This window comes from Halorubrum sp. ARQ200 (genome assembly GCF_005435115.1).
GTDB lineage: Archaea > Halobacteriota > Halobacteria > Halobacteriales > Haloferacaceae > Halorubrum > Halorubrum tropicale.
In genome coordinates this window covers 35,462-48,071 of record NZ_SGTZ01000006.1, presented here as the reverse complement: position 1 = coordinate 48,071, position 12,610 = coordinate 35,462, and the positions used below count along the sequence as shown (strand labels likewise).

The window sequence follows — 12,610 nt, the reverse complement described above, 5'->3', positions numbered from 1 at the left end:
GCGCAGCCGCTGGCCCGCCGGTCGGACCCGATAGCTCTCAGGCGATCAGTCTGGCGGACCGACACCGTAGTTCTGTTTCGCGATTGTGAGGAACGTCGACGCACGCACGCGAGGTTCCGCTCGCTCGTCGCCGAGCGAGCGTTTCACCAGCAGGTCCACGAGTCGCCACAACGAGTACAGCAGACACGCGAAGATGAAATTGAAAAACCGGTAGCGATGGTCTGTACTGGTTGTATCCGCCATGAACGACTTGATTTTCTTGTATCCGTTCTCGATTCCACAGCGGTTGGCGTACTGGCGCGTGAATCGCACCAGCTTGTGGATAGCCGCGATTTCGTCCGTTTTCCCGTCTGAGACGGTCAAATCAGGATGGTTCGTCTCGAAAACCACGTGATGGACGCCGTCGTCGTCGACGGCGTACGTTTCCCGGTAAGACGCTTCCTCGAGCGTGTCGACAAGATCCTCGTCGAGCGTCCAGTCGACCGTTTCCTCGGCATCTTCCCCGAAGATGTCGAGGAAGTCTGTGACCAGTTCCCTGCGGATCGCCGCTTTCCTGGCGACTGGATCGGACGCCGACTTGTCGGCGTCCAGGCCCTCTTCTGGTGGGATTCCGCCGTCCGGAAGCGACTCCTCGAGACTCGTGTTGGCTCTGGGTACCCAGAAGCGCTTCCGCGGCGGCCGGCCAGCGGCCGCCGCATCAGCGTCCACCTCGACAGAAATCTCGTCCAGTTGTAGATCCTTGGCAGTGCGTTTCTCATCTCCGTACATCCGCGAGGGGTTGAGATAAGAGACGCCGAAGGATTCACACACGTCTTTGACGCCTTCACTGTCGAACTCACGATCCATGAGCACGAGATCAATCTCGATCATCTCAGTAGCGTGATTGAGTAGTTCCTCGACAATCGTCGCACGTTCCATCCCTCTCACGACCGGCATCGCGTCCAGAACGACTGGCGTGTCGTCACCGACGATCTGGACGGTCGCGTACCAGTACGCGACCTCCCTGTTGCTCTCCTTGGTGCCGAGAATCTGGTTTTTCAGTTCCTCTGTGTCTCGTTCACCGAGAAAGGGATCTCCTTCGGTGATGTCAACCGCGACGTGTTGCTTGCGGGCCAACTGTCCCTGTTGTTTCGCGCGGGCGATGACCTCGGTCATCGCCGCACGATGATTCTCTCGCTGCTGGGTGATCGACAACGAGCGGATACAGTTGCGGTGGTAGGAACCAGTCGGAGTACGCTCTCGGGTCGTCTCGATGGTAAAATCGACAGCTCCGGTTTCCGCACACAGATCCTGGCGACAGCCGAGAAAGGTGTGTAACTCCAGGAAGGCATTGTCGTGGATCTCGGTGTCGTCGGGTCGGTCGAAGTCGACGACCGGCCCGACAAGTGGCCGAGCAGTCTGCCAGACATCTTTGGCGGTGTCGTTCGCCAGCCGTCGCTGGGATCGCGCACTTCGACTGGAATCGTCAGCCGCTGGTTCGTCGGCGGTAAAACAGCGTTCAGGGACAGAGACACCGTGCTCTCGTGCAGCATCAACGACGTTTTTGACCGCAGTGCGGAGGTCCTTGCGATAGCTGCCAGTGAAGCGGTCGTGCCAAGCGGTGTACAGCGTCGACTGGGTGGGCCACGACTCGACGCCGAGCGCGTCGAGTCGCTCGGGGTAGGTGTCGAGATACGTGCAGAGCGCTGTTTCGTGCTCCCAGTTGTGATAGAGACGAATCAGGTGAAGCCGTGTTACCAGCTCGAAGTCGGTGGTGTTGGCGTGCCAGGCCGGATACGGATCATCGATCGGCGTGCCGCCGATCGTGATCGGAAGCCAGCAAAGAAACGCTTCTACGTCAGAATGTGCTGGATGCGCAAACCAGTACGAGGCGAGCTGTTCAGCTCGCCACGAAACCGGTCGCTGCTCGTGGTTCGGATCGGTGATTCCCCAACACTGCCGGGCGTAAGCTTCTGATTCGTCGTGTAACGGTGCGAACGCTTCCTTCCGGGTTATGGTCGAGTGCGCCATCGGACAAGCCGATGGCCCACACGCCACTCACGCCGATGCATTGGAACTGTCGTTCGGACGGAGCGACTGCTCTCTAATTCCGTCGAAATCCCACGAATTGAGACTGTCATCTCCGACTACTCAGGCCCGAGAGAAGTTGAGACTGGCCGTCTCAATGCATACGGCCTTATCGGGAACAGTTTGGGCTCAAGAGCCACTGACACATATATAACAGGCTACATTGTACACACTGCGTGAGTTTTCAGATATCCGGTCAGCAGCCGATTTGCGAGGAGTGTCAGTATCTGGCACCTCTTCTGCTCAGTCCTCTCTGCAATGCGAGGAGACCTGTTTAAAACGTGGGTAACAGTCATACTGCCGACCGTTCAACTTTACTTGTTCGTGGAGTATTGCCATGCCCGATGAAACTGATTCAAGTACCGCCCAGTCCGTCTCTTTCGACATATTGAACCACCCAACCAGTTCCACTCCATACTCGTTGAATAGTTCGAACGCGTCGACAAGCCACTGCGATTTTAGCGCCGGCCGGCGCTCTCCATTGTAGGCTGACGAGCATCCGGTCTCTGGGATCGCGAGTGGCAGGTTCGTCTCGTCATTCACCGCTGCTAACGTCTGCTCGAACACTGTTCCGGTGATTGCCACGAGCTCCACGACTGACTGTCACCGAAATTGTACCCGTCGACCCCAATCCAGTCGACGTACGGCTCGCCCGGAAAATACTCGAATGGGTCTACACGCGTCCCTGCGGTAACATTAATACACCACATCCAGTCAACCCGCTCTCTCGGCACACCAGCGTCCGAAAACGCCTCGAAGAGCCTCCGCCACATTCGGGTATACTCCTCGGGGGTGGTGCCGTGACCGGCACTCCACGGATACCACGTACCGTTCATTTCGTGAGCGGGCCGAAAGATCACTGTACGGTCGGACGACCCGGAGAGCCACCTTCGTAGCAACTCCGCCCACTGATGTATCTCGTCGTCCACGCGGCCTTCGTTGATCGACCGAACAGGAGACGCGGACGAACTGGTCTCGAAACCGAAGGGCTCCCACGTGAGGAGTGGTACGAGGCCCGCATCAACGATGGCTGAGAGATACCGCGTGACGAACTCCCGTCGATACGACGCCGGGACGTCGGTCTTGATAAACGTCGTCACAACTTCAAGTGGACGGTTGAGCCACGCCTGAAAGGCGCGAATCGTCCGAAGACGCTCCGATTCGCCGGGAAATACGCCGAGTAACACCTCGCTACGATCCGACTGGCCGACGCGTTTAGTCATCGTTCGCATCCCTGTTATGATGTCGTGGTGGGTGTTCGTCCGTGGTCGTGCGGTAGTGCTGCGGTGGCTGATTGGTCACCTCGTCAGCCTTCGTGGTCACGTCGAACGAGTCGGGAGGCGAGATGAGTCCCCACAACGCGCCAACCGAGTGGAGAATACTCGTAACAGGCGCCAGTACAAGGCTGAGACCCGCAATAGCAGGCGTCGGACGCACCTGCCAGATACCGATACCAACCCAGACAAACACGAACGAGAGCAACACGGCTGAAATGCCCTGATGTATCTGCCAAGCGAACACGTCTACGCCGGGGAGATTTCCTAGGATCAAAAACAGTGGGACGACTGCCGTGACCGACCACGACAGATCGCGTAGTCCATACATAATGACCCGATCAAACGAGAGGATCGTATTGTTCTCTCGACTCCCACTGATCCACCGACGACGCTGGTGTATCATCTCGGATAGACTTGGTGGCGACTGGCCCGATATCGTATCGGACAACACACTGAACGACGGCCGCTCGGGTAGTTCAACGAACGCCCGCCAGGTGAACACCGTATCCTCGATGAGCGTGGGATAGTCCCACGTCACCGCCTCCTCGATAGAGCTGCGGATAGCCAGGCCACCACCCCACGTATAAATGGGGACAGAGACGGACTGGAACCCCCGTTGTTCGATCTGGAATCCCATACGGTTTATTTCACAGAGGTAGGAAAGAAGACTCGTCGTCCGTCGTGGTTGTTCGGTGAACTGTACGATGTCACTGTCAGGGAGGCCATCGAACGCACTCATTCGGCTATCCTCGTCCAAATAAAGGACGTACGCTCTTGTGTAGCACATTGTTGATCTCAGAGAGTAGCTTTGACGGCGTGTTTGAGCGCTTCTCGTCCGGGTTTGCGGTAGAGTTCTCGTCTGAGTTGGAACGCTCGGAGATACTGTGTGAGGCGGTCTTTTGAGATACCTCGATGCGGCGAGAGCCACCGTCGCGCCAGCGACGCGTGGCTCTCGCACGTGTTCACGTGGACCGTCTCGTCGGCGTACTCACCGTCTCCGTGAACGACGTATTCGCGGTCGAATTGCTCGTCTTCTGTAAGTGGATCGTACGCACGAAATCCGTCGGTATAGACGGTGAGAGGCTCCTGCTGGCGGCAGCCAGCAGGAGCCGGATCGTCGATTCGTCTGCGGATTTCGCTGGCACAACGTACCGTTGCTCGGTGCCGCGATCCACGAGGACGAACACGGGCGGTTTGTCCTGTTCATATGTTCCGCGCCCGCGTCGTGCGAGGCCGCGAGAGCGCGACTCTGTCAGAACGGCAGCGAGGACAGGAAACACCGTCACGCCAGCGAACCTGTTGGAACAGGTCCGCTGCGACCGATTCCGACCCAAACACATCTAGCGGAATCATCCGTGTCGGACACCGCTGACGCGGTGTCCTTGTCCTCTTCGACTCCACAGCGACAGCTCGCCAGTATCAACAATCTCCTACAGAAGAGCGAAGGACGTATTCACGCTGACACGGGACGACTTGGCGTGCCCACTCGATCGCTCTCCCTTTGCTGTTAGCCTTGGATTCGAACTCATCAGGGACGACTAGTACTTCCGCTTCCGGAACGTCGATCGGTTCTTCTGAGATGACGTATCGCTGGTCGAGTTCGGACGGGAGAGTGCGAACCGTCTCGGCGACGACCGACTCGTTGCCAATCGTCACGATTCGAACCTCTACTGCGTCTTCGTCGTGTGTTAATGTCGGTGGATCGTACGTTACGACCCTAGCGAACACCCGATACATCCAATACATATTGCCGGCAATATAGAGGCTTGTGACGACCCACAAAACGATCGAAACGACGGCGTCCAAGACGACCACGATGAGAGAACGATACTATGGAAGCGTCACAACCACGCAGTAAGACACAGGAGACCGCGTAGTGTTACCCACAGGTTATGTGGCTGGTAGCAAAGCAGACTACAGTCGTACCGAACCCCCCGCGTGACCACGATCAGTAAGGCTAGACTGTCCGCTGATCAGTCGCCTGTCTCGGATACGTGTGGGCTCCCTCGGATTATTTGCCACAGGTGTATGAGAATTATGATTCCGGCTGCGGACAAGACGAGAAGTGAAAACGCTGTCCAGAGCGTCGTATGTATCCCGCCAACGCCAGCCCACGACGGAACGTCGGGTCGCGAGACTGGATCGGCAAATGGCCACAGAAGATCTGATCGAATCCGTGGGTTCGGCCCGAACAACGGGCGGTAATTGTCGGCCACAAGATGGGACAGGTACGCGAAACTAAAACCCACACTTAGGCGATTTCGCTCCGTCTTCCACCCATAAATCATAGTACCAAGCAAGAACGGCAGCGCGATCGGTAGTGAGTGCATGAAGACGCGTCCGGACGGTATCAGACCGAACTGATACGCAAGGGGTTTGTCGACCAGGTCGGGAAGCTGACTCCCGATAAACGCGATAGCCGCGAGACGAACACCAGGTAGGCGTCTGTCGCACACGAGGACGTACATCGACACGGGGAGCAAAGCGACGAGAAAGTGTTCTACCGGAAACATATTACTAATGTGGACGGCATGTGCCGTACCCGCGAACTGCGTGGCAGAGAGCTATCCACATAGTGGTGATAGGGACGGCGCACATAGTGGTTGACAACGCTGAATTGACGTTCGATACACTTTCAGAGCTGTTCGTCGGAAAATTCTCGTGTGCGCTCATTTTGCGAACTTCGAGCGAACGAACGTTCCACACTCCGGTGGCCCGGGGTTGTAGTTGGGTGGTGCTTGCGTATTCGATGCTTTCCCGGGGATGTACGGCTCGGTGCCAGCCCGCGTTAGCGAGACGTCCGTGCTGTCAAAGACGACCGACACGTCAGAGGGCCGGGAATCGCCGGTCTCCGGCCGCCACACGGTCAGGAGTGACTCACAGGCCCCCTCGCCGTGTATCGGATTGCGATAGTTATTGTCGTACGCGACCCAGAGACTCCGCTCGGCACCGAGCACCGCGCCAGAGTAGTGACGCTCCGTCCACTGACTCGCCCCGAACTGAGCGCTCGTATGGTGGCCCTCTCCGATCACCGTCTCGTCGGGGTTCGTATAGAGGACATGTGGATCGAACGCAGCGACCTGGGTCAATATCAGGGCGCTCACGATGAGAACCGCGACGACACTCCGAATGACGGAGAAGACGCGTCGTTCGGACACCAACCGGGACAGTCTGGACGGTAACCGAGCCCGCGAGATGATGCTCAGCGTCGGTGGTGTAATAGTCGCCACGAGAAACAACAGAATCCGGATCGGATCGAGTGGGACGACCCGGCCGCCGACGAGGGAGGCGAAGTACAGCATCGCGAAGATACCGGCCGCCCCGACCCATCCGACCTCCCAGTAGGCCGCATCGTACCGCGTCAGGACGCCGAATGCCGTCACTCCGGCCATCAGCGCGAACACCAAAATCGCCGCGCGAGAGACGAGTTGCCGCGGAGGAACCCCGCTCACCGAGAAGATACCGCCACCGGCGCCTGACTGGGCCGGCGCTGCCGTCTGTTGTCCCTCGAAGAGTGCTCCGTAGGCCGTGTTCACCAGCTCTGTCGTCACCTGTGGGGCGAGAAAGAGGAACACGGCCCCGACGCCGAACGCCACGACGACGGTGCCGGTGATTCCGATGTCGATCGGTCTCCCCCGTCGTGGGTAGAGGCGGCGGGCAAGCACACCCGGAAGTGGCACCCGCTCGATGAGACTCGCACCGAGCATACACGCCAGCAGGATACCGAAGAAGGCCGAGGTGGCGTGGTGTGTCAGCGCCAGCGCGGCGATCACCACGGCCAGTCCGACGACTGCTCGACGCTCGCGTGTGGCGAGTGCGAGGTAGAGGATGGCGGTAAAGAACAACAGCACCGCAATCGTCTCGTCGACGAACTTCACTTCGAACAGGACGAGCGTGCGGGTCGAGGCGACGGCCATCCCGGTGTAGAACGCGATGCGTCTGGGTGCGAGGAGTTCGACCCCGGCATAGACGACGAACGGGATGGCGACGACGAACAGCGGGAAATACTTGGACAGGAACCCGGTATCGACGCCGGCGAGTTGCTGGAACGCGAGGGAAACGGCATAGAACGCCGGCCAGTCACCATCGGCGTTGACGAACGCCCCGATAGAGGCACCGTTCCGAAGGTAATCGAGCGCGGGGATGGTGAACGAGTATGCATCGTAGCCGAACAGCCCCGCCTCGAACGGGTCGATCACGACGAGGATAGGGAGCAGCGGCGTCGCAAACAGGAAGAACACCTCCCACGCCGGCGTGAGGTGGCCCCGCTCGGCCAGTCCGAGCGGGATGACAAACAGTGCCATCAAAAGGACGTATCCGGTACCCTCCGGAACGAACGAACCGGCACGAAAGACGACCACAGTGGTGAGCAGATACAGCCCGAGATACAGCGCGACGGCTCCGAGTGAGGGGGGTACCGTCTCTGCCTCGGGCGGTCGCTCGCTCGGCATCAGCGGATCGACGCTGGTGGCCCGTTCTGCGGTACTGTGCGCTCGCTCCTGCCGTCCGTTGTGTCGGGCACTCCGATCGACTCGTCGGAACAGGCCGTGTAGTGGGCAAGCAGGCGGTCGAGGTGGGTACTCAGCGTGTAGTCGTCAGCCCGTGCATATGCCGCCTGACTCTCGACGTGCGGCGCCGTCCGGCAGACCGATTCGATAGCGGTAGCCAACGCGACCGGGTCTTCGGGCGGAACGACACGTCCCGTCGTTGGTGCGTCGTCGCCTGGCGTGTCGATGAGTTCGGGAATCCCACCCATATCGCTGCCAATGACCGGCGTGGCCCGGGCCAGCGATTCGTAGATAACCATCGGGGAGTTATCGTTCCAGCGAGACGGAACGACGGTGACGGTTGCCGCCCGGTAGAACGCTGCGAGGTCGGTCTCGCTCACGAACCCGTGGAACGTCACCCGCTCGTCCCCGGCTGCCTGTGCTTCGAGTTGCTCTCTGGCCTCTCCACGCCCCACGATGTCCACCCGGATGTCCGAGTCGAGATGTGCCAGCGCATCAAGCAGCACATCCACGCCTTTGGGGCGAGCGAGTTGGCCGACGAAGAGAATCCGCGGTGGGTCGGCCACGGCTCCGGGCGTCGTACGGTCGTCACGGGGCACCCCGAGGCGAAGCACGGCCGTCGGGGTGTTCTCAAAGAACCCCGCCTCCTCGTGTCGGTCGATCATAAACTGAGAAGGCGCCAACACCCGATCGAGATAGGGTTCGACAGTCCGACGGTTGTACGCCCGGAACGGGCGCATCAATACGTTGAGTTCTCGCTGTGCGCCACCCACGAACATCCCAGGATCGACGTGGAGCAGACGGTAGTCGTGGAGCGTCTGGACAACGGGGGCGTGAGCGGCCGCTGCGCTGAACACGGCTGGTGAGAGCCCACCGAAGTTGTGGATGTGGACGATATCGGGCGCGAGGTCACCGAGCAGGCGGTTCACTGTCCGGCTGGCCTGTGGGTTCCAGAGGTCGATCAGGTGCATCAACGGCTTCTTCCAGCCGGGTTGCTCGCGATACTCGAACGGCGTGTAGAGGTTCCATGGCGTGAACCGGTGGACGGAGACGCCGTTCTGTCGCTCACAGAACGACCCATCGCCGGCCCGAGCATCGTTGCTGGTAGCTGTCGTGATGATCGACACCTCGTAGTCCCGTTCGACGAGTGCTTCTGCTACCGTTCGGACGGAGGTTTCGGCCCCACCAATCGTCTCCGGTGGATATAGGTTGGTAATGAAGCAGATGTGTTGGCCGTCGAACGTCGCCGCGTCGGTGTGGGGCTGGACTTCACTCATCGTGTGTCACCGGTAACCGAGTGCCCGCAGCCGAACCTCGATGTCATCATCGGTCGGCTCCTCCGACGTGGGGTCCGAGCGCACACGCCCGCTCGATGGGCGTTCTCCCGTGTCGATGGCGGTCGTCTCGAACCACGGAACCTCTCGCAGGCAGTCAAACGGCATCGACTCGGGGTGACCGTACAGGCCGTACTCCCCGGTTGCATTGCCGTGGTCGGAGGTGATGATCACCCGCTCGCTGTCGATGCCGTGCAGGAGTCGCTCAATCTCGACCAGCGCGAGGTCGAGGTTGGCCCGGTAGCCTCCCCGGACTTCATCGAGGCTCACCTCGCCTGCCTGTAACCGCGTCCAGACGTCACGCTCGGCCGCATCGGTGAAGCCGTCGGCCGCCTTCGGCGTCGCGATGTCCGGACTGTCGATGAACGGACAGTGTGGCTGCATATAGTGGACGAGGAGCCGCTCTCCGGCGTCGAAGTCCACCTCGTGGGTGGCAGCGAGTGCCCGATCTGTCACTGTTTCGGGCAGGAGCGTCCCGTGGTCGTCGTCCCACGCGTCCTGCCAAACGGGGTCGAGCGATGCGAACCACGACTCATCGAGTTGCAGTGACGACCACGGGCTCCCGACGACGTAGTGAGTCTGTTCGACCCCCTCGACCCCGGGGCCGAACGTGCGGCGCATCCAGAGGCGAGTCGCACTCTCTACCGAGCGGGTTGCCGTGAGTGAGCCACGGTCGACGAACGCAAAGTCTGTGTCGGGTGACGATACGGCGGCGGCGAAGAGGTCGTACCGACAGGCATCGAGGACGACGAGTACGTCCCAGTCTGCCTCGTATATCGAGCGACCGGGAGGGGTGATTCGAGACCCCTGCTGGAGGAGTTTGTGGTACACTGCACGGGCTGGCACTGAGAGTCCGGCCACTCCCTCCCGATGAACCGTGGTAGCCGTCTCGCGAAGGAAGCCACCGACATCGGGGAGTCGACGTTGCGACCTGTTCATAGACTTTGATGAAGAGGAGTATTAGTAGCCAAGGAGTTGGCTCAATCATATCCGTGCGTGTTACCTCGAGAATACCTACTCGTTGCAATTGAGTGCGATGTCACTGCTGGTAGATGCTGAATCGAGGACGGAGCCCGGACGGCTACACGAGGTCACAGGAGTCGTTTCTGTTCGCTCAGTTCCTCGTGTCCGGGTGCGCACTGCTCGCGCTAGCTGCGGTGGGCGTCGAGTCTCTCCCGGCGTATCTCCTCGTGGTGTACGTGCTGAGTGCAGTAGTGGCGGAACTCCAGCTCCCGACGGAAACAGCGAGCGGGTGGGGACGGCGCGTCCGGCGCGTGATACAGGGCGCAGGTATCGTTGTCGCCCTCGTGTTGGCGAGTGAGGTAGTGCGACTCGTCCGAGAGTCCGGAGTACTCGGATGAGTCGGTACAGAACCGAGCGGCGGGTTGCACTGCTCGTCGTCGGACTCGCCATCGTCGTGCTCATGTTACTCGTCGGAACACTGACCGCGACGGATGCACCGCTCGATCCGTACAACCACGGTGACGCAGGAACGAGTCGGCTCGTCGATGCTAGCCGTGAGGGCGTCGTACTATCCTACACCAGTATAGACGGCGAGGCGACGCCGGAAACGGTAATCATAGCCGGAGGCGGTGGCGACGTGACGACCGCCGATGTGGCTGCGCTCACCCGTCATCTCGATAGCGGAGGACGAGTCGTGATACTCACCGAGGACGAGCGGTCGAACCAGTTGCTCGCGGCACTGGACGTGGAAACGCGAATCGCGGCTGGCTATCTCCTCACGACCGAGCAAGAATCAGCGAGTCCCACACAGTTTGTCGTAGCGGATGGGGGTGACGACGTTCTCGGGTTCACCAGTGTCCAAGTCAACGCTGCGAAGCCGCTCGGCGTCACCGAGTTTAGTGACGGCATGACGAGACGGGTTCTCGCGTGGTCGGCCCCGGCCGGGCGTGACCTCAACGGCGACGGGCAACTCGGGGCGGCCGAACCACGGGGGAGTTACCCGGTCGCGGTCGCGGAGCCGGTTGGAGCAGGGGAGGTAATCGTCGTGGGCGATGCGAGCCTGCTCACCAACGGCCAGTGGCAGGTCGAAGGCAACCGACAACTAGCTCGCGCATTGACCGAGGACAGCGCGATTCTCGTCTACCCGCAGACGACCGGCTTTCCACCTGTCACGCAACTTCGCCTCGGTCTGAACACACCCCGCGGGACGCTGCTCGGACTCCCGGTGTTCTTGAGTGGAGGGATGGTAGCCATCTGGCTCGGCATCTGGCTGTCCCACCGAGGCGGCGACTCCTCGGACAGGGAGGGACTCGTGTTCACCTTGAGGTAACTCCACGCGTCTACTCGTGGGTGACGCGGGGTACACCCTTACGAACGATGTAGAAGGGAGTGCCCTTACCCGATGTCCGACGATACCTCCACTTCGACCGCCTCGTCTGTCCTCGCACCGGCGACGCTCCACGAGCGGCTTCAACAGGCTGTCGGTGAGGCAGTCGTGGGACAGGAGGCGGTCGTCACGCAGCTAACGACGGCGCTTCTCGCTGGCGGACACGTGCTACTCGAAGGGGCACCCGGTATTGCAAAGACCACCATCGCCACGCGAGTTGCAACCGCGGCCGGACTCCCGGCCAACCGTATTCAGCTCACACCGGATATCCTGCCTGCAGACATCACTGGCACGCAACTCTACAACGAGCAGGCGGGGGCGTTCGAGTTCCGCCGTGGACCCGTGTTCAGCAACGCCGTCATTGCTGACGAGATTAACCGGGCGATGCCGAAGGCACAGGCAGCCCTTCTTGAAGCGATGGAAGAAAGACACGTCTCAACCGACGGCGAGACACGTTCGCTCCCGACTCCGTTTTTTCTAGTAGCAACACAGAATCCACGCGAGATGGCAGGAACGTATCCACTACCCGAGTCGGAACTCGACCGGTTTATGTTCCATCTCACCGTCTCGGCGCCGAGCAGTGACGACGCGCTGGTGGATATTCTAACCACTGCCGACCAGCGTGAGCGGGCTGAGGGAAGTCGCCGTCACCAGGCATCAGAGTACCCGTTGACGCCGGCGGCAGTGCGCAGCGCACAACGACTCGTCGATGCGATTCACGTCTCTGCCCCGATCAAGCAGTATCTCGTCGCGCTCTTACGGTCACTCGAGACGGACAGCCGCGTCACTGCGGCACCGTCGCCGCGTGCGCTCATCGGCGTCCAGCGAGCCGCCAAGGCACGGGCCGCAATCGAGCGGCGGTCGTACGTCCTCCCCGAGGATGTCGAGCAGGTGGCTATCGACGCACTCTGTCACCGGATCACCGTCGAACAGGCCACAAAAGGTGACACCGAGGCGGCACGGCACTTACTCGAAGGGGTCTTAGACGCGACGACGCTCCCCACGACGCCATCGACACCGACACCCGACGAATCGCTCGCTACTGACGGTGGTGAGTGAGGTGAGCGGGACTCG

The 12,610-nt window shown here is 60.5% G+C and carries 12 protein-coding genes and 1 pseudogene; 3 read left to right on the top strand and 10 right to left on the bottom strand.

The window, feature by feature from the left end:
• Window positions 1-45: 45 nt before the first annotated feature.
• From EXE50_RS09530 to EXE50_RS09490, 10 genes and pseudogenes are all read right to left on the bottom strand, one after another.
• Window positions 46-2,010: a hypothetical protein gene (locus EXE50_RS09530; RefSeq protein ID WP_199241422.1), complete on the bottom strand. Its 1,965-nt coding sequence runs from the start codon at window positions 2,008-2,010 to the stop codon at window positions 46-48.
• Window positions 2,011-2,310: 300 nt separating this feature from the next.
• The gene (locus EXE50_RS09525; RefSeq protein ID WP_137704923.1) at window positions 2,311-2,661 is read right to left on the bottom strand and encodes a hypothetical protein; all 351 of its coding nucleotides are present in this window, start codon (window positions 2,659-2,661) and stop codon (window positions 2,311-2,313) included.
• On the bottom strand, window positions 2,616-3,290 hold the full coding sequence (locus EXE50_RS18005) for a glycosyl hydrolase (RefSeq protein ID WP_158293664.1): 675 nt from the start codon (window positions 3,288-3,290) through the stop codon (window positions 2,616-2,618). The genes EXE50_RS09525 and EXE50_RS18005 overlap by 46 nt, the downstream gene beginning before the upstream one ends.
• Window positions 3,283-4,083, bottom strand: coding sequence for a glycosyltransferase (locus EXE50_RS09515; protein ID WP_394347754.1), 801 nt, complete (start codon window positions 4,081-4,083; stop codon window positions 3,283-3,285). The genes EXE50_RS18005 and EXE50_RS09515 overlap by 8 nt, the downstream gene beginning before the upstream one ends.
• A 56-nt stretch (window positions 4,084-4,139) precedes the next feature.
• Window positions 4,140-4,697, bottom strand: a pseudogene (locus EXE50_RS09510) (IS1595 family transposase).
• Between the two features lie 66 nt (window positions 4,698-4,763).
• Window positions 4,764-5,159, bottom strand: a complete 396-nt coding sequence (locus tag EXE50_RS17160; RefSeq protein WP_158293663.1) for a hypothetical protein — start codon at window positions 5,157-5,159, stop codon at window positions 4,764-4,766.
• Window positions 5,160-5,317: 158 nt separating this feature from the next.
• The gene (locus EXE50_RS09505; RefSeq protein ID WP_137704920.1) at window positions 5,318-5,857 is read right to left on the bottom strand and encodes a metal-dependent hydrolase; all 540 of its coding nucleotides are present in this window, start codon (window positions 5,855-5,857) and stop codon (window positions 5,318-5,320) included.
• Window positions 5,858-6,013: 156 nt separating this feature from the next.
• Window positions 6,014-7,795, bottom strand: a complete 1,782-nt coding sequence (locus tag EXE50_RS09500) for a hypothetical protein (protein ID WP_137704919.1) — start codon at window positions 7,793-7,795, stop codon at window positions 6,014-6,016.
• Window positions 7,795-9,129: a glycosyltransferase family 4 protein gene (locus EXE50_RS09495; RefSeq protein ID WP_137704918.1), complete on the bottom strand. Its 1,335-nt coding sequence runs from the start codon at window positions 9,127-9,129 to the stop codon at window positions 7,795-7,797. The genes EXE50_RS09500 and EXE50_RS09495 overlap by 1 nt, the downstream gene beginning before the upstream one ends.
• A 6-nt stretch (window positions 9,130-9,135) precedes the next feature.
• Window positions 9,136-10,017, bottom strand: a complete 882-nt coding sequence (locus EXE50_RS09490) for a hypothetical protein (RefSeq protein WP_137704917.1) — start codon at window positions 10,015-10,017, stop codon at window positions 9,136-9,138.
• Window positions 10,018-10,238: 221 nt separating this feature from the next.
• Here EXE50_RS09490 and EXE50_RS09485 point away from each other — a divergent pair, with 221 nt between their 5' ends.
• The 3 genes from EXE50_RS09485 to EXE50_RS09475 all read left to right on the top strand — a co-directional run bounded on the left by EXE50_RS09485 (window position 10,239) and on the right by EXE50_RS09475 (window position 12,595).
• Window positions 10,239-10,547, top strand: a complete 309-nt coding sequence (locus tag EXE50_RS09485) for a hypothetical protein (RefSeq protein WP_137704916.1) — start codon at window positions 10,239-10,241, stop codon at window positions 10,545-10,547.
• A complete protein-coding gene (locus EXE50_RS09480) occupies window positions 10,544-11,479 on the top strand; it encodes a DUF4350 domain-containing protein (RefSeq protein ID WP_137704915.1) in 936 nt (311 codons plus the stop codon). The genes EXE50_RS09485 and EXE50_RS09480 overlap by 4 nt, the downstream gene beginning before the upstream one ends.
• Window positions 11,480-11,551: 72 nt before the next feature.
• On the top strand, window positions 11,552-12,595 hold the full coding sequence (locus EXE50_RS09475) for a MoxR family ATPase (RefSeq protein WP_137704914.1): 1,044 nt from the start codon (window positions 11,552-11,554) through the stop codon (window positions 12,593-12,595).
• Window positions 12,596-12,610: the final 15 nt, after the last annotated feature.